The 16,304-nt window shown below is 45.7% G+C and carries 18 protein-coding genes; 7 read left to right on the top strand and 11 right to left on the bottom strand.

All coding sequences use genetic code 11. The features are described 5' to 3' along the window. Positions 1 to 5 precede the first annotated feature (5 nt). Positions 6 to 1,265: a D-amino acid dehydrogenase gene (locus tag FTT73_RS08820; protein WP_005095996.1), complete on the bottom strand. Its 1,260-nt coding sequence runs from the start codon at positions 1,263 to 1,265 to the stop codon at positions 6 to 8. A 138-nt stretch (positions 1,266 to 1,403) separates the two neighbouring features. Here FTT73_RS08820 and FTT73_RS08815 point away from each other — a divergent pair, with 138 nt between their 5' ends. Beyond that, positions 1,404 to 1,871, top strand: coding sequence for an Lrp/AsnC ligand binding domain-containing protein (locus FTT73_RS08815; RefSeq protein WP_005095994.1), 468 nt, complete (start codon positions 1,404 to 1,406; stop codon positions 1,869 to 1,871). Positions 1,872 to 1,989: 118 nt separating this feature from the next. On the opposite strand, the gene lysM is transcribed toward FTT73_RS08815, so the two are convergent. From lysM to FTT73_RS08785, 6 genes are all read right to left on the bottom strand, one after another. After that, entirely contained in the window at positions 1,990 to 2,487 is a 498-nt protein-coding gene (lysM, locus tag FTT73_RS08810; RefSeq protein WP_005095992.1) for a peptidoglycan-binding protein LysM, read from the bottom strand. 185 nt (positions 2,488 to 2,672) lie between these two features. Then, the gene (acpP, locus tag FTT73_RS08805; RefSeq protein ID WP_004646101.1) at positions 2,673 to 2,909 is read right to left on the bottom strand and encodes an acyl carrier protein; all 237 of its coding nucleotides are present in this window, start codon (positions 2,907 to 2,909) and stop codon (positions 2,673 to 2,675) included. Positions 2,910 to 2,992: 83 nt separating this feature from the next. Then, on the bottom strand, positions 2,993 to 3,727 hold the full coding sequence (gene fabG / locus FTT73_RS08800) for a 3-oxoacyl-ACP reductase FabG (RefSeq protein WP_005095990.1): 735 nt from the start codon (positions 3,725 to 3,727) through the stop codon (positions 2,993 to 2,995). Beyond that, complete coding sequence (gene fabD, locus FTT73_RS08795) at positions 3,724 to 4,710, bottom strand: ACP S-malonyltransferase (protein WP_005095987.1); 987 nt, start codon at positions 4,708 to 4,710, stop codon at positions 3,724 to 3,726. Before fabD ends, fabG begins: the two co-directional genes overlap by 4 nt. Positions 4,711 to 4,932: 222 nt before the next feature. Continuing rightward, positions 4,933 to 5,115: a 50S ribosomal protein L32 gene (gene rpmF, locus FTT73_RS08790; protein WP_004279227.1), complete on the bottom strand. Its 183-nt coding sequence runs from the start codon at positions 5,113 to 5,115 to the stop codon at positions 4,933 to 4,935. Between the two features lie 77 nt (positions 5,116 to 5,192). After that, positions 5,193 to 5,750, bottom strand: coding sequence for a DUF177 domain-containing protein (locus FTT73_RS08785; RefSeq protein WP_074384127.1), 558 nt, complete (start codon positions 5,748 to 5,750; stop codon positions 5,193 to 5,195). 97 nt (positions 5,751 to 5,847) lie between these two features. Here FTT73_RS08785 and FTT73_RS08780 point away from each other — a divergent pair, with 97 nt between their 5' ends. The 6 genes from FTT73_RS08780 (at position 5,848) to rluB (ending at position 10,378) form a co-directional block, all read left to right on the top strand. Further along, positions 5,848 to 6,510, top strand: a complete 663-nt coding sequence (locus FTT73_RS08780; protein ID WP_005095983.1) for an elongation factor P hydroxylase — start codon at positions 5,848 to 5,850, stop codon at positions 6,508 to 6,510. An 87-nt stretch (positions 6,511 to 6,597) separates the two neighbouring features. Further along, complete coding sequence (locus FTT73_RS08775) at positions 6,598 to 7,215, top strand: L-threonylcarbamoyladenylate synthase (RefSeq protein WP_005095982.1); 618 nt, start codon at positions 6,598 to 6,600, stop codon at positions 7,213 to 7,215. A gap of 41 nt (positions 7,216 to 7,256) precedes the next feature. Then, the gene (locus tag FTT73_RS08770) at positions 7,257 to 7,541 is read left to right on the top strand and encodes a hypothetical protein (RefSeq protein WP_005095980.1); all 285 of its coding nucleotides are present in this window, start codon (positions 7,257 to 7,259) and stop codon (positions 7,539 to 7,541) included. A gap of 322 nt (positions 7,542 to 7,863) precedes the next feature. Beyond that, entirely contained in the window at positions 7,864 to 8,658 is a 795-nt protein-coding gene (locus tag FTT73_RS08765) for a ScpA family protein (RefSeq protein ID WP_180000227.1), read from the top strand. Further along, complete coding sequence (scpB, locus tag FTT73_RS08760) at positions 8,655 to 9,245, top strand: SMC-Scp complex subunit ScpB (protein WP_005095975.1); 591 nt, start codon at positions 8,655 to 8,657, stop codon at positions 9,243 to 9,245. Before FTT73_RS08765 ends, scpB begins: the two co-directional genes overlap by 4 nt. 41 nt (positions 9,246 to 9,286) lie before the next feature. Beyond that, a complete protein-coding gene (rluB, locus tag FTT73_RS08755; RefSeq protein WP_074384125.1) occupies positions 9,287 to 10,378 on the top strand; it encodes a 23S rRNA pseudouridine(2605) synthase RluB in 1,092 nt (363 codons plus the stop codon). Positions 10,379 to 10,432: 54 nt separating this feature from the next. On the opposite strand, the gene FTT73_RS08750 is transcribed toward rluB, so the two are convergent. Genes FTT73_RS08750 through FTT73_RS08735 form a run of 4 tightly spaced genes read right to left on the bottom strand, consistent with a single transcriptional unit; the run spans position 10,433 to position 16,296 of the window. Continuing rightward, positions 10,433 to 12,169 carry an ABC transporter ATP-binding protein gene (locus FTT73_RS08750; RefSeq protein WP_180191293.1) on the bottom strand — a complete coding sequence of 579 codons (1,737 nt, stop codon included), beginning with the start codon at positions 12,167 to 12,169 and terminating at the stop codon, positions 10,433 to 10,435. A 10-nt stretch (positions 12,170 to 12,179) separates the two neighbouring features. Further along, positions 12,180 to 13,331 carry an ABC transporter permease gene (locus FTT73_RS08745; protein WP_005172399.1) on the bottom strand — a complete coding sequence of 384 codons (1,152 nt, stop codon included), beginning with the start codon at positions 13,329 to 13,331 and terminating at the stop codon, positions 12,180 to 12,182. A gap of 7 nt (positions 13,332 to 13,338) precedes the next feature. Then, positions 13,339 to 14,277 carry an ABC transporter permease gene (locus tag FTT73_RS08740; RefSeq protein ID WP_005172401.1) on the bottom strand — a complete coding sequence of 313 codons (939 nt, stop codon included), beginning with the start codon at positions 14,275 to 14,277 and terminating at the stop codon, positions 13,339 to 13,341. A 12-nt stretch (positions 14,278 to 14,289) separates the two neighbouring features. Beyond that, positions 14,290 to 16,296, bottom strand: coding sequence for a M3 family metallopeptidase (locus tag FTT73_RS08735; RefSeq protein ID WP_180191292.1), 2,007 nt, complete (start codon positions 16,294 to 16,296; stop codon positions 14,290 to 14,292). Between the last annotated feature and the right edge of the window lie 8 nt (positions 16,297 to 16,304).

The raw sequence follows: 16,304 nt of genomic DNA, 5'->3' as shown, positions 1-16,304 counted from the left end.
GCAATTTAGGCCGCGTGTGAATAACGTCCGAGTGAAAGTCCTTCAGTGCTGATTTCGGTTTTATGATTCAACACAATGTCACTGATTAACTTGCCCGAACCACAGGCCATGGTCCAACCCAGGGTGCCATGTCCAGTATTCAGGAACAGATTTTTAAAACGCGTTACACCAATAATCGGGGTACTGTCTGGGGTCATTGGACGTAAACCGGTCCAGAAACTCGCTTCTGCCAGATCCCCGCCTGGGAATAATTCCTGAGTGACCATTTCCAGAGTGGCACGGCGATTGTCTTTCAAATTGTGGTTAAATCCACTTAGTTCGGCCATACCGCCAACACGGATCCGCTGGTCAAAACGCGTGATGGCAATTTTATAGGTTTCATCCAGCACCGTAGATTGTGGTGCAAAGTTGGCATCAACAATTGGAATGGTCAGTGAATAGCCTTTGACTGGATAAACCGGCAAATCCAGATTCAAAGGTTTTAAGAAATCACGTGAATAACTACCGAATGCCAATACATATTTATCAGCCGTCAGCACTTCACCATTGACCACCACCCCCTTAATTTCATCGCCTTCAATCACCAAACGCTCAACATTTTGGTTAAATTTAAACTGCACGCCCAATTCTTTGGCAACATTGGCTAAGGCATTGGTAAATAAATAACAGTCGCCTGTCTCATCATTGGGTAAATGCAAGCCGCCCACCAGTTTATCCTGGGCATGCGCCAGGGCTGGCTCAACTTTGGCCAGATCAGCGCCCAACAACAATTCATGCGGTACGCCGCATTCTCGCAATACCGCAATATCACGTTGCACCATCTCTAATTGCGCTTCGTTACGAAAGACTTGCAAAGTACCTTTAGAACGGTGTTCATAACTGATCCCGGTTTCTTTACGCAATTCACGTAAACAGTCACGGCTATATTCAGCCACACGGGTCATACGTTCTTTGTTAATCGCATAGCTGGCTGGATTACAGTTTTTCAGCATTTGTGCCATCCAATTCAACTGCCACATACTGCCATCTAAATTAATGGCTAAAGGTGCATGATGCTGGAACATCCATTTCACTGCTTTAAATGGAATGCCTGGTGCTGCCCATGGCGTCGAATAGCCCGGAGAAATTTGTCCGGCATTGCCAAAACTGGTTTCTTCAGCCGGCCCGGTTTGACGGTCGAGCACTGTAACTTCTACACCCTGCTGCGCCAGATAATAGGCACTCGCCACACCGATTACACCACTGCCTAAGACCAAAACGCGCATCTTACTACCCTCAAATTTTTCTAGTTGATTTAACTAGTATATTTTTGGATCAATAGTGAATTTAACTATATTGAGATGATATATTTAGTGAAATAAACATTTTTTTCGGGCAGAATTAAAAAAAAGAGGGAAATATTGATGCGTAAATTAGACCGCATTGATCGCATGATTCTGGATATCTTGCAACGCGATGGCCGGATTGCCATTAGTGAGCTGGCAGCACGTGTGAACCTGTCAACCACACCCTGTTCAGAACGGGTAAAACGGCTGGAGCGCGAAGGCATTATCATGGGTTATTACGCGCGCTTAAATCCGGAACTGCTAGAACGCAATTTGTTGGTCTTTCTGGAGATTAAGCTTTCTGCCAAATCGGGTGATGTATTTGATCAGGTGGCGCGGAATCTGACCGAAATTCCAGAAGTACTGGAATGTCATTTGATTTCCGGTGACTTTGATTATCTGGTCAAGGCACGTCTCAAAGAGATGAGTGCCTATCGGCGTCTGTTAGGCGATTTGCTAAAAAAATTACCTGCTTCTGCTTCCTCACATAGTTATGTGGTCATGGAGGAAGTAAAAGAAAGTCTCTATCTGGATCTTGGCGGGTAATTATTTTTATCTTTCAACATTCAGCGCTCAAGCTGTTTCCAAAAAAATAATGCCCCAAATGGGGCATTATGGTGAACAAGATATTTAGATATTTAGATATTTATTTTCGACTTAAAAATCAGGCCGGAATACGCAATACCTGTCCCGGGAAAATATCATCAGCATCTTTGAGCAATGGGCGATTGGCCTCAAAGATCTTATTGTACTGATTGGCATCACCATAAAATTCTTTCGAGATTTTTGACAAGCTATCCCCCGATTTTACCGTATAGAATTTGCTTTCCGGTTCAGGGCTGCTGACCGTAAGCTGATCATCCACTTTGGCCACATGATCAATATTCCCCACCGCCAGAATAATTTTTTCACGATCGGCCTGACTTTGCACCTGACCTCTGACCGTGGCCAGATCCGAGGTTGAATTATAACTGATGGATAAACCAGTGATCGGAAGACCCAGACCTTTTACATGACCAAGTAATTTATTTGCGACTTCTTGGGCAGAAGGCTCTGCGGGCTGTGCTGCTGCGGCTGGAGTAGTATTTGCTGGTGCGGCCTGCGGCTCTGCGGCAGCTGTATTTTTCTTACCGATACCTTTTACAAAATCAAAAAGACCCATATGGAACTCCATTCTTGTCGTTAATGTCATATCACTCTTATTTTTATAATGAAAATAGCCAAGGCATAGTTAGTCATTGGTGACAGAAAGGTAATCGATTGTAAAATTTCCATTTAGGTGAAAAGCAGACACAAAAAAACCACCGAGAGGGTGGTCTTTATGCTCAGCAAAGCTGAAATCGGCGATTAACCCAGTTTCTTAGAAACATAGTCAATTGCAGATTGAACAGTTGTGATTTCGTTAGAATCTTCATCAGGAATCGTGATGTCGAAATCATTTTCGAAAGACATAACCAGTTCAACTAGATCTAGAGAATCTGCACCTAAGTCATCCATGAAAGACGCTTCGTTTTTAATCTCTTCGATTTTGATACCAAGTTGTTCTGCAACTGCTTGCTTAACACGTTGTTCGATATCGCTCACAGGAATTCTCCTCATTGCTTGTGGCGTTTTTAATGCCGTTAGTTTAATTGAATCTAAAAAATTTGGAAAGTTTATACTTGAGCTTAGCTCATGTATAAGCCCCCATTTACATGCATAACTGTACCAGTAATGTAACTGGCTTTGTCTGAAGCCAGGAAACTTACAGCATTTGCGATATCTTGTGGGTTACCCAAACGGTTTAACGCCACTTGCTCAGTCATTTTTTTACGAATTTCTTCGCTTAACTGTTCCGTCATTTCAGTTGCAATAAAGCCTGGTGCGACCGAGTTAACCGTAATCTGACGGCTACCCATTTCTTTGGCCAAACTACGACTGAAGGCTTCAATTCCGGCTTTGGCAGCAGAATAGTTGGCCTGCCCCGGGTTGGCAAAGTGTGCCACCACAGAGCTGATGTTGATGATGCGTCCGAAACGTGCCTTGGTCATGCCTTTCAGCACACGTTTAGACAGACGGTAAACGGCTTTCAGGTGAATATTTAAAATATCATCCCAGTCATCTTCAGACATGCGAAGCAATAAGTTGTCTTTGGTAATACCGGCATTATTAACCAACGCCAGCACTGGACCATAGTTCTGTTCGATCTCCGTCACCAGTGCATCAATCGCAGCACCATCACGTACATCTAAAACTTTGCCCGCACCATTTTCAGCAAACTGTGCAGATAATTTTTCAGCGCCCGCTTCAGAGGTCGCAGTACCCACGACAAAATAACCATCCTGAATCAACTGTTGTGCGATCGCAGCACCAATACCACGACTTGCACCTGTTACCAAGGCAACTTTCGGTTCCTGTGTCATGCAATTTTCCCTTCTGCCGTCAATACGGTGTTCAATGCATCTTCCAGACGAGATTTGCTATCCAGTGGAAGTGCTTTTTCGATATTCGGTAGGCGTTTCGCCAAGTTACTCAATACATTACCCGGACCACATTCAACGATGTACTGAATGCCTTCATCTTGAAGGAATTGCAGGGTTTTGGTCCATTGTACTGATTCATAAAGTTGCGCTGTTAAGGCCTGACGCAATGCAGGGACATCAGCCGCAGCTTCAGCGCCTACATTTTGTAATACAGGAATGCATGGCAGCTCAATGGCGGTTTGTTCCAATGCAGGCGCAAACTGTTCTGCCGCAGGTTTCATCAGTGAACAATGCGATGGAACCGATACCGGCAATGCAATCGCCTTAGCGCTATTTTCTTTGGCCAGTGCCATCACTGCTTCAACGCGATCTTTATTGCCTGCAACCACAACCTGCCCTTGGGCATTGTAGTTTGCCGCTTCAACAGAACCTTCACCTGCTGCCGTGGCCTGTGCACACAGCTCAATCACTTTGGCATCATCCAGACCTAAAATAGCAGCCATTGCACCGACACCCTGAGGTACAGCCGTCTGCATCAGTTTACCGCGCAGGTTGACCAGTTTAACTGCATCACCCAGGCTTAGGCTACCCGCTGCCACCAGCGCGCTGTACTCACCCAGTGAATGGCCTGCCAGATATTTCGGTGCCACACCACCAGATTCCAGCCACACGCGCCACAAGGCAATACTTGCAGTCAGCAATACCGGCTGGGTAAATTCAGTTTGATTTAAGTTTTCGCCAGTTTGCGCAATCTGCCACAGATCGAAGCCGACAGCTTCAGAGGCTTCTGCAAATGTCTCGCGAATAGCAGAAAACTGCTCTGCAAGTTCAGCCAGCATGCCGGCTTTTTGTGAGCCTTGACCCGGAAATACAAATGCAGTTTTCGTTGCTTGTGCTGCTTGTTCGAGTTGTGTCGCAGACATAATAAAATCCTTTCATTCAAGAGGTATCATCTTCAGTTGTAGCAAGAAGACTGGCCAATAAAGCCACCTAAATCATTGTGGAGCGCAATTTAGCATGTAATTTTGCTGGCGGTAATTGCCAAATACAACAAAAAACCGATGCAAGCAAAAATCAAGGACAAAAAAAAGGGAGCTAAATGCTCCCATTTTTTCTACTAAGCTTGACGCTTAATACATCATCAATTATTCAGCAGATGCTTTAGCGAATAATTGACGACCACGGTAGATACCATCTTTAGATACGTGGTGACGACGGTGAGTCTCGCCAGTAGCTTGGTCTACAGTTAATGCATTCTCGGTTAAAGCGTCATGTGAACGGCGCATGTCACGGCGAGAGCGACTTTTACGGTTTTGCTGAACGGCCATGATGGCTCCTTACAAAGATCGAAAAAATGGATCAGAACAAATTCGATTGTCTTATACACAAGAGTATAACACAAAAATTAGTTAAGTTTACCCTTCAGAGCTGCCAAAACATCAAACGGATTATCTCGTTTTTCTTCGACAACTTCTTCTATGGCAGGCTGATGCTTATGTTCGCAAAACTCATGTTTAGGCGACAACGGCACCAACAATAACAGTTCATCTTCTATCAGCGCGAGCAAATCAGCGGTCGCAGGTGCATCATAGTCACCTTTGGTCGTTGCTTCACTTTCACCTAGGACGATGAAATCAGCATCCTCATCCAAGCGCTCTATCAGTGACTCATCATCCACAAGTGCCAAATGGAACGATGAAACCAGTTCAATCTCTACAGTTTCCAGACAACGCTGGCATTCCATAGGAACTTTTGTTTCAACGTGACCATCTAGCCATGCAATACGATGATAGGCATCCATTGATAGCTTACAGTCTATGTTAATCAATTGATCATCAATTGATCCAACAGCTTCACGAGCGATACGAACAAAGCGGGATAAAGGCAGTTGACCTGACCATTTAAAGCCCTGTTCAGCCCATTTAAACGGCTCAATCTGTGCCGGAAAGGTATTTGCTGACATAATTAAGGCGGCAATTCTACAAATTCATCAGTACTCTGTCAAAGATTAAGATACAATTTTGTACTTATTTCGACAGACCATTTGGGTAACTCAAGTCATGCATCTGTTGCAGCCGCAAACAGAAGTGAATGTTTCATCACTCGTTAGCACAATTCCAAGCCTTGATTCTGACAGTTCAACACAACAAGTGCAACTCTCGCCATGGACGAATTTATCGTCAGAAGCGCAGCAGGTGGACTGGCTCATCTTACACTTTAATCACTGGTTTTCCCATTTAAATGTGACTTTAGTCCGTGGCGAATTTGAACCTGAATATTTTCCTGCCGATGCCGATACTCCTGCCCGGATTCAGTTTGCACATGGATTCTTTAATAGTGCCTTGCATGAAATCAGCCATTGGACAATTGCCGGGGATAAACGCCGGGAACTTCCGGATCTTGGTTACTGGTATGCCCCGGATGGGCGTACAGCCGAACAACAAGCGCTGTTTGAACAGGTAGAAATTAAACCGCAGGCAATCGAGTGGATGTTTGCCCAGGCCTTTGGGCGTAAATTTCGGGTGTCGCTGGATAACCTGACTGGTGACGGCGGTGACGGAACCCGCTTTAAAGATCATGTCTATGCACAAGTGCAGGCTTATTTTCGTGGTGAGGCAAAATTGCCACGGGATGCACAACGCTTTATTCAATGTATCTGTGCCTGTAGCAGAGGTGGCAAAAGTTTACAATCTGATGAATTTATACGTGAAATGCTTGATTAAATTACACAAATCTACCTTTTTGGTGATTGCCAGACGCTGCCTGAGCGCCACATAATAAGCCATCAGCCCAAGCTTGGAGTAGCCTCTATGCTGCATTTACGCGTACACCCCGATAACCCGCAACCGCGCTTAATCAGTCAGGCGGTAGAACGAATCCGTGCTGGCGATGTGGTGGTCTATCCCACGGATGCTGCCTATGCGATTGGTTGCCAGATTGGGAATAAAAGTGCCATGGAACGCATTGCGCAGATTCGCGGACTTGGCCCAAAACATCAATATGCAATTTTGTGCTGTGATTTATCCGATATTGCCACCTATGCCAAAGTGGACAATGCCATGTATCGCTTACTCAAAAACAATACACCAGCAGTCACCACTTTTATTTTACCGGCCACCAGTGAAGTGCCGAAACGCTTGATGCATCCCAAAAAGAAAACCATTGGCCTGCGCATTCCGAGCAATCCGGTGTGTCAGATGCTGCTCAAAGAACTGGGTGAGCCTCTCTTGACCTCTACCCTGATTTTGCCGGACCAGACCGATCCGCTGGATGATCCTTTTGAGATTGAAATGCAATTGGGCAAACGCATTGATGTGTTTATCGATAGCGGTTTAGGTACATTAAGCACCACCTCGATTATTGATTTATCTGGTGATCATCCAGAAATTATTCGTCGTGGCGTGGGTGATGTCAGCGCATTTGAATAAAGAATGCCATCTTATTTCCAGCCGACTGCAGGAGTCAGTCTATGGATTTATTTTATATCCTGCTGAATCAGCATGAATTCTCTGCCCAATATTGTATCTATGCAGAACTGCCTTGGACACTTCAATCCAGGGCCATCATGATCGAAGCATATCCTTCGCCCAGTCCCACTCTAAACATTGATGCTACTGAATATCAGTTTTTCATGAATTTGGCTTTGCTTCGACAGCTATTACAGATCTATTCAAGCCAGAACCTATGCCTGGCAGAGACTTGCCAACGTATGATTGAGTTTGCACTGAGTGAATATCCTTCCTCACCGCGCTGAAGTTCTTAGCACTCAGATAGGTATTAATCATATCGCAGGATACTAAAACAGATACTAAAACATGGATATGGTCATAGCTTCCACCCGTAACACATTGACTCTTTGCCCCGCTTATCTGGCTGTTTTTTTGGGGCCTTCTTTTAAATTGCAAATAAATTCCATTATTTTTTCAAGTTTTTATGCCTTTGACTCCTTATTTAATTTATTTAGAGTTACTTTTCCAGTACAATGACGGCACTTAATTCTATGCTTTTTCTTTCGATGAGATACCGAAGATCAAGCCTTTGCATGCCTTTGAAAATTCGCGTGGCCTATAATTGTAATGACTCAAATTATCCATAACACAATGGAATCTGCTCCGCACATTCGGGTTCTGGATGAATGGCAGGATACTATTCCAGAGGATCTGTATATTCCTCCCGCCGCATTTGAAATCTTGTTAGAACATTTTGAAGGCCCACTCGACTTTTTAATTTACCTGATTCAAAAAAACGGTTTTGACCTGTTGCAAGTCGATATCGCGCCGATTGCAGCGCAATATTTATCCTATATGGATGCAATGAAATCCCTGAATATTGAGCTGACCGCAGATTATATGGTGATGGCTGCTTTATTGGCAGATCTCAAATCGCGTCTGTTATTGCCTAAACCGAAAAGCCTGTCTGCGATTGAGCAAGATCCAAAACAAGAACTGATCGACCGTTTAGAAAATTATTTAAGAATTAAACAGGCAGCAGAACGTCTGGGGCAAATGCCTATTCTGGAACGTGATACATTCCTGACCCATGTCAGTCTGGGCGACGTTCAGCAGAATAATGAAGGCTATTCGATCGATTTACTGCGTGATGCCTTGTTGTGTGTTTTTAACCGTCCTGAACCGGTGATTCATCAGGTGCAACAGGAACCGGTACTGCTCGAAGAACGGATTGCCTATATTGAAAGCTGTCTGGAATCTGGCGAAGTCTTATCTTTTGCCGATTTACTCAAACCGAGTCAGGGACGCATGGGTATGGTGGTGACCTTTATGGCAGTGCTGGAGCTGACCCGGCAACAAAAAATCCAGATTATTGCTACAGGTATTGAAGCCCCGCTCGCAGTTCAAGGAGCCAGTCAATGACACTAGAGCCAAATACGCTGTTTTCTGCAGAAGATCATCTGCATGAGGTGTTGATGCAGCTTGAGGCGATTATTTTCGCCAGCGACTCTGCGGTTTCATTGGCGCGTCTGAAAGAGGCTTTTCAGGATCGCTATAGCAAACAGGAATTACGTCAGTATTTACAACAACTTTCCATGTTAATGCATGGCCGTTCGATTGAACTGATTGAAACAGCACAAGGTTATCGTTTTCAAGTGCGTGCAAAATATCGTAATATTATTGCACAGACCTGGCCTGAGCGACCAACTCGCTTGTCGCCAGCCTTACTTGAAACACTTGCAGTGATTGCTTATCACCAGCCGGTGACCCGAGCCGATATTGAACAAATTCGTGGTGTGACGAATAACAGTCAGATTTTGCGTACGCTGTTTGACTGGAACTGGATTAAAGAATCCGGATTTCGTGAACTCCCTGGAAGACCTGCGTTGTTAATGACAACGCCACAATTTTTAAATGCGTTTGGCTTGAATTCTTTAGGCCAATTGCCTCCCCTGCAGGATGCCAAGGAAGCTTTTATGGCCCTCGATGCAAATGCACCGAAGTCATAAATAGGTGAACTGTTGATAATTATTTCTAAGGTTATGCTGTCATGAGTGAAAAATTGCAAAAGGTGCTTGCACGCGTTGGTTTGGGTTCTCGCCGTTATATGGAAGAAGTCATTGCCGCGGGTCGTGTAAGCGTCAATGGGCAAATTGCCCAAGTGGGTGAACGAATCGAACCAGGTGATGAGCTTCGCATCGATGGTCGTAAGGTTGCATTTCAGATTGAAGACGAAATTCGTCGTCGTGTGATTATCTATTATAAGCCTGAAGGCGAAATCTGCTCACGTAGCGATCCTGAAAACCGCCCGACCGTGTTTGAACAGTTGCCTGCGATTCCGGGCGATCGCTGGGTGATGGTCGGCCGTCTGGATATTAACTCGACCGGTCTGTTACTGTTCACCAATGATGGCGAACTTGCCAACCGCTTGATGCACCCATCCAATGAAATCGAACGTGAATACGCAGTTCGTGTCATGGGTGAGGTGACACCACAAATCAAAAACACCATGCTTAAAGGCGTGGTATTAGATGACGGCCCAGCGAAATTCGAATCGTTCTCTGAACTCGGCGGTGATGGTATTAACCGTTGGTTCCAGGTCGTAGTAAAAGAAGGTCGTAACCGCGAAGTACGTCGTATCTTTGAATCACAAGGTCTGAAAGTAAGCCGTCTGCTGCGTACCCGCTACGGTACTGTGATTCTGCCACGCGAACTGCGTACCGGTCGCTGGATTGAACTGGATAAAAACGATATCGACAACCTGACCAAAGCTGTGGAACTGAAACCACGTCAAGGTACAGGCCTGTTTGGTATGGCGAAACGTCGTAACGAGCGTATGCAGGATAAACCGATGGCTGCACGCCGTGGCGGTTTCTTGCGTCAGCAACGTCGTGACAGTGATGAACAACAACCACAGAATAACCCTGGCCGCGAGCGTCGTGATGACAATGCCTATGGTCGTCGTGACAGAAATGAAAACCAAAATGGTACGCAGTTCGTTCGTCGTGACAACCGTGATGGCAATACTCAATTTCCTCGCCGCGAAACTCGTCCAGATCAAGCTTTTGGTCGCCGTGAAGAGCGTGATGAAAATGCGCCACGTCGTCCATACGGTGTCAATAAAGGCTTTAAAAAGTTTTAATTGATATAAACAAAAAAAGTCAGGCAAATGCCTGACTTTTTTATGCATTATGTATCAGGCACTTTGTGGAATCCCTTGTGGAATGGCACTGAGTAAACGCTTGGTATATTCATGCTGTGGTGACTGATACAATTCATCTGAATTGGCAATTTCCACCAGTTCCCCATGATTCATCACCATGATCTGATCTGAAATATACTTCACCACCGATAAATCATGTGAAATGAAAATATAACTGAGTCCAAATTCATCCTGCAAATCTTGCAGTAAATTCAAGACCTGCGCCTGTACTGAAACATCCAGTGCCGAGACCGATTCATCACAGATTAAAATTTCAGGTTTTAAAGTCAGGCAACGCGCGATCGCAATTCGCTGACGCTGACCACCGGAAAACTCATGCGGATAGCGATAAAAAGCCTGAACAGGCAAGCTGACCCGCTCCAACAGGTCCAAAGCCATTTGCTTGCGTTCTGTATCATCCTGACCAATTTTATGAATCTGCATTGGTTCCATCAGGATTTGCCCCACGGTAAAACGCGGATTTAAAGAGGCATAAGGATTCTGGAAAATGATCTGGATTTTACGTTGATACTGGTTAAATTCCTTTTCAGACATGGCCAAAATGTCCCGCCCCTGAAATAGCGCTTTACCGCCTGTTGCCTGTTGCAAACGCATCAATAGCAAGCCAATGGTGGTTTTGCCCGAACCGGATTCTCCGACCAGCCCCAAGGTTTTACCTTTGGCCAGCTGAAAAGAAACCCCTTTCACCGCCTGAAATTCATCTTTGCCAAACAGACCTTTGCGGCTATAAAAAGATTTTTTCAGATCACGTACATCCAGAATAATTTCTTCTCCGCCCTTGAGTCCGCGTGAGCGTTGCGGAAGTTGAGTATTCAGGTGGATATCGTCCAGCCAGGTTGAACCATCCTGTTTCATAAAATCACTGATCATCGGCAAACGTAACGGACGTTGCGACAATTGTGGACGGCAATGCAATAAAGCCCGGGTATACATATCCTGAGGTCGATCCAGTACGTCCTGAACCAAACCCTGTTCACGAATTTCACCATGTCGCATCACAATCACCTGATCGGCAATTTCCCCCACCAAAGCCAGATCATGAGTAATGAACAGCATCGACATCTGACGGCGCTGACGCAGAGATTCCAGCAAGTCCAGAATCTGCTTTTGAATGGTGACATCCAGGGCAGTGGTCGGTTCATCCGCAATTAACAGCTTGGGTTCACAGGCAATGGCCATGGCAATCATGACCCGCTGCTGCTGCCCCCCCGAAAGCTGTCCCGGATAGGCATCGATTTTAGTTTCAGGTGCAGGAATACCCACTTCTTTGAGCAGTTCTAAAGTACGTTGCCGCGCCTGTTTTTTATTCATACCCAAATGGAGTTGCAGGATTTCTGCAATCTGCATGCCTACCGTAAATACCGGATTGAGCGAGGACATCGGCTCCTGAAAAATCATGGCAATGTCTTTACCACACATCTCGCGCATGTCACGGGTTTTGAGCTTAAGCAGATTTTTCCCTTCAAAGATAATCCGGCTGTCTTCGGAAATACGCGCGCTTTCCGTCGGGAGCAAGCCCATGGTCGCCAGTGAAGTAACCGACTTGCCACTTCCCGATTCTCCCACCAATGCCACCGTAGTATTGGCCGGAATTTCAAAAGAAACCCCTTTTACGGTTTCGATATATTGTTTATTTTCACCTTTAAAACTGACACGCAGATTTTCCACGCGAAGTAACGCAGGTGCTGTACTTGGATTGATTTCAGACATGGTTGCGCTCCTATTTCAGTTTCGGATCTAATGCATCACGGAGTGCATCGGTAAACATCGAGAAAGCCGTCACCAGTATTGCCATGGCAATCGAGGCTGCGGCCAGTTGCCACCATTTTCCTAAAATCAGCTCACTTTGCGCTTCATTCAGCATACTTCCCCAAGACACTACTCCGATTGGCACGCCAAAACCAAGGAAGCTGAGAATCACTTCAGATTTGATAAAAGCCACCACCAGAATGGACATTTGTACCAAGGCAATATGACTGACATTTGGAAAAATATGTACAAACATACGCCGTAAATTACTCACCCCAATCGCCTTGGCAGCCAGTACATATTCACGCGCCGTATGTTTCATGTACTCGGCACGAACCAGACGGAATACTCCCGTCCAGCCGGTCAGACCTAAAATCAGGATGATTGATAAAATCCCTTTCTGTTGTAACACCGCAGCAATTGCCAGAACCAGCAGTAAATAAGGAATTGAAGTAAAGACATTATAAAACCAGTTAAGGAGATCATCGACCCAGCCACCAAAATAACCGGCAAGTGCACCAAGTACGGTGCCAATGATCACAGCGACCAAAGCCGCAACCAGTCCGACCAGAATCGAGGTTTCCGCACCTTTAATGGTTTTCTGTAAAACATCCTGTCCCCATTTATCCGCACCAAAGATCAGACTCTGTTTTAATTCGCTGTCCTGATCCATCAGCTGACCACCGAGCTGCTGGTTAATGACGTGCATGTCTTCTGCCAGCGGATCTGTTACACCATAATAATCGATGCTGCCCCCCATACTTTGCTCTGCAGCAATTTCAGCATTGAGTTCTGCAATCACCTCTTTTAAAGGATCGACTGGATTGACCGGTAAAACGACCGATTCTGCTTCCTGTTCTTCACCGGAAACAGCCGGCACCGGCGCTGCACTGATAAAACTTGGCGGTGCATAACTGACCGCCACTTCTTTATTCCAGTCCTTGGCAATAAAACCGCTCATGGAAAGCAAAAGTAGCAGCAGATAAAACAGCACCACCAACAAGGAGAACATGGCAATCCGGTCACGTTTCAAACGGCGCATGGCCAGTTGCCATAATCCTGTCGAAGTAGACTCAGGCACGGCTTGAGCGTGTTGCTCTTTTTTAAATATCGCACTCAGCATAATTCACCTACTTCAACTGTACGCGTGGATCGACCCATTTATAGATCAGATCGGCAATCAGGTTGAATATCATGGTCGCAGCGGCAACATAGACCGTAATCGCTTTAATCACCGGGAAATCCGAACGCTCTACGGCAATAATCACTTCACGACCAATCCCCGGAATACCGAAAAAACGCTCAATCAGGAAAGCACCGATCAGCAGTGCCGGAAGCCCCGCCATCACATCGGTAATAATCGGAATCGAGGCATTGCGTAGCACATGCACGCCCAGAATCCGGCTCTCGCCCAGACCTTTGGCCCGTGCAGTACGCACATAGTCCTGATTGACTTCATCCAGTACGAAACTACGGTACAGACGTAAGGTCGGGGCAATACTCACCACCAGCATAATCAGTACAGGCAACAAGGCGTATTTAAAAAGATTGTCAGCGAAATTATCACTCCAGCCCTGCACCGGAAACCAGCTCAGCTCATAAGCGAGGAAGTACTGAAACACAATGATATAGACCAGAATACTGATCGACATACCGATGGTACACAGCATCATGATCATGCGATCGGTCAGACTGCCGCGAACTGACGCCACACCCAAGGCCAAAATGATGGAAATAATGGTTTGCAAAATGGTCAGTGGAATCAGAATGGTCAGTGAGGGTCCCAGACGCGTACTAATAATTTGCGCCACCGACTCGCCGGTACTCCAGCTCACCCCATAATCAAAGGTTAAAATCTGCTTGATGAAAATCCACAGTTGCACATAATACGGTTGATCCACCCCAAGCTGTTGCCGGATGTTTTCAATCTGTTCTGCATTGGCCATTTTACCGGCGAGGATATAGGCAGGATCGCCCCCCACCCAGTTAAACAGCAGAAAAATCAGCAAAATCACCCCGAGCATGGTGGGGATCATTTGCCAGAGCCGTCGAATAATATATGCCAGCATCGCTTGCCTTCCTTAATTTTTTCCAGAGATTTCATTAAAGAAAGCTTTGCTGTCCGGATCACGACCCAGAAAGTCTTTCACCATCTGCTCACCATGTTTTTGTCCGCCTTGCGCCAAGACCGTATTGCGATAATGCGCACCGACTTTTTTATCCATCAACTGATCGCCAAAGGCAGAGAGCATATCCAGCGCAATCACCTCGGACCACATATAGCTGTAATAACCTGCCTGATAGCCGCCCATCACATGCCCAAACTGTCCCGGGAACTGCTGACCGGGTACATAACCCAAGGCAGTTTTGCTTTCCATCTCTTGCCATAATTTTAATGGGTCGGTCTTGAGGGCATCTTTACTGTGTAAGGCCATATCGTACTGCGCATATAAAGTCTGACGCGCATAATGCAGACCGCGACCATAGTTTTTTACGTCTTTGAGACGCTCAGTCATGGCAGCATCGACACGTGGACAAGCCGGTTCACAATAATCGGCCACTTTTGATAAGGTTTCCAGACGGCGTGCCCACTCTTCATACATCTGTGAAGGTGCTTCCACCAAGTCACGTTCTACCGATGTACCAGACTGTTCGGAATAGCGGGTTTTCGATAAAATCCCGTGTAAGGCATGCCCCATTTCATGCACAAAGGTTTCCAGCTCGTTGCTGTTCAAACCTTTGCGGTTGAAGTTGGTGACCAGTACCGACACCGGACGACGCTGATTCAGGGTACTGCCACCATAGGCGCCCCAGACGGCCGCGTGTCCATATTTACCTTCACGCGGGTATTTATCGACATATAATCCGCCCAAGAATTCACCTGAGGCAGTGTCATGTACCGCATAATATTCCACTTCATTGTGCCAGGCCTTGACTTTCATCGGCCTGAAATCAATCCCGTACAGTTCTGATGACACAGCAAATAACCATTTTTGTGCCGCTTCGGTCGGGAAGTAATCGCGCAGTTTTTCCTGATCGACCTTGTATTTGGCCTGACGCAGTTTTTCACTCCAATAGCCCTGATTCCAGCGAGTAATGTCTGCTTTCTCTCGTGGAACTTTTAAGGTCTCGGCTTTGAACTGGCGTAACTCCTCTACATCTTGTTTCTCTAAAGGTGCGACTTTGCTATACACATCCTCTAGAAAAGAATTCACCGCTTCTGGGGTTTTTGCCATACGAAATTCAAGGGCTGAATGTGCATAGCTTTCTTTATCAAAAAGTTGAGCCATCTCATAACGCAGATCAATGGCTTTTTTCATAAATTGCAGGTTTTGCTCTGTCCCACGGCGGGTATAAGCCGTCTGATAGCGTTTGCGTGCTTCATCACTTTCTGCCAGCTCCATAAATGGCTGGTATTCCGGATAGTCAAAGCCAAGCAGATAATTGCCTTTTTCATTTTTCTTTAAGCCCGCCATATAGCTGGCTGGCAGACCTTTCATTTCTGCTGGGGTAAATTCGACTTTATGCGGATTATCACGTACATTTTTGGCGAAATCCTGAGACAGCTTGGTCGATTCTTCGATGATGTCTTTCAGGCGCTTTTGTTTTTCTGCACTGAGTTGTACCCCGGTTTTTTCAAACTGCTCCAGAATATCTTGTAAGAATTTTTGATCAATCGGATCACTGGCCTTCAGTTTCTTGAACTGGGCATACAGTTTCGGATTCTGGTACAGCGTGGTCTGGTACTTGCTGATTTTCAGCTCACAGTCATCTGCTGCCTGACGCAATGCAGGGTCTGGATCGACATTACTATACAATCCGACTGCTGCACCAAAATCCCGGGCTTTGGCATGCAATTCATCCCATTCAGCCAGATAAGGCCCTGCCTTGGCCTTATTTTTAATTTTCTGATTTTCAAATATCTGAATATCTTTTTGCATGCTGGCCAGATTGGCATCACATAAAGATGGAATCTCTGCTGCCTTAAATAATGGCAGCAGCTGCGCTTGAGCCTGTGCCGCTACCCCCTGATATCCCCCCATCATGACTAAACATAAGCTACTTAATTTTAAGGACTTTGATTTCATATTTATCT

The organism is Acinetobacter sp. YH01006, assembly GCF_013420445.1.
GTDB lineage: Bacteria > Pseudomonadota > Gammaproteobacteria > Pseudomonadales > Moraxellaceae > Acinetobacter > Acinetobacter pseudolwoffii.
Note: the sequence above shows the minus strand (reverse complement) of the source record. Positions and strands in the feature narration are given on the sequence as shown.

What these genes read in the sequence shown, in the direction of transcription:
- FTT73_RS08780 (WP_005095983.1), top strand. Translation starts at nt 5,848, where the DNA reads ATGCATCTGTTGCAGCCGCAAACAGAAGTGAATGTTTCATCACTCGTT.
- fabD (WP_005095987.1), bottom strand. Translation starts at nt 4,710, where the DNA reads ATGTCTGCGACACAACTCGAACAAGCAGCACAAGCAACGAAAACTGCA.
- FTT73_RS08750 (WP_180191293.1), bottom strand. Translation starts at nt 12,169, where the DNA reads ATGTCTGAAATCAATCCAAGTACAGCACCTGCGTTACTTCGCGTGGAA.
- FTT73_RS08815 (WP_005095994.1), top strand. Translation starts at nt 1,404, where the DNA reads ATGCGTAAATTAGACCGCATTGATCGCATGATTCTGGATATCTTGCAA.
- FTT73_RS08740 (WP_005172401.1), bottom strand. Translation starts at nt 14,277, where the DNA reads ATGCTGGCATATATTATTCGACGGCTCTGGCAAATGATCCCCACCATG.
- scpB (WP_005095975.1), top strand. Translation starts at nt 8,655, where the DNA reads ATGACACTAGAGCCAAATACGCTGTTTTCTGCAGAAGATCATCTGCAT.
- lysM (WP_005095992.1), bottom strand. Translation starts at nt 2,487, where the DNA reads ATGGGTCTTTTTGATTTTGTAAAAGGTATCGGTAAGAAAAATACAGCT.
- rpmF (WP_004279227.1), bottom strand. Translation starts at nt 5,115, where the DNA reads ATGGCCGTTCAGCAAAACCGTAAAAGTCGCTCTCGCCGTGACATGCGC.
- FTT73_RS08785 (WP_074384127.1), bottom strand. Translation starts at nt 5,750, where the DNA reads ATGTCAGCAAATACCTTTCCGGCACAGATTGAGCCGTTTAAATGGGCT.
- FTT73_RS08775 (WP_005095982.1), top strand. Translation starts at nt 6,598, where the DNA reads ATGCTGCATTTACGCGTACACCCCGATAACCCGCAACCGCGCTTAATC.
- rluB (WP_074384125.1), top strand. Translation starts at nt 9,287, where the DNA reads ATGAGTGAAAAATTGCAAAAGGTGCTTGCACGCGTTGGTTTGGGTTCT.
- FTT73_RS08820 (WP_005095996.1), bottom strand. Translation starts at nt 1,265, where the DNA reads ATGCGCGTTTTGGTCTTAGGCAGTGGTGTAATCGGTGTGGCGAGTGCC.
- fabG (WP_005095990.1), bottom strand. Translation starts at nt 3,727, where the DNA reads ATGACACAGGAACCGAAAGTTGCCTTGGTAACAGGTGCAAGTCGTGGT.
- FTT73_RS08745 (WP_005172399.1), bottom strand. Translation starts at nt 13,331, where the DNA reads ATGCTGAGTGCGATATTTAAAAAAGAGCAACACGCTCAAGCCGTGCCT.
- FTT73_RS08770 (WP_005095980.1), top strand. Translation starts at nt 7,257, where the DNA reads ATGGATTTATTTTATATCCTGCTGAATCAGCATGAATTCTCTGCCCAA.
- FTT73_RS08765 (WP_180000227.1), top strand. Translation starts at nt 7,864, where the DNA reads ATGACTCAAATTATCCATAACACAATGGAATCTGCTCCGCACATTCGG.
- FTT73_RS08735 (WP_180191292.1), bottom strand. Translation starts at nt 16,296, where the DNA reads ATGAAATCAAAGTCCTTAAAATTAAGTAGCTTATGTTTAGTCATGATG.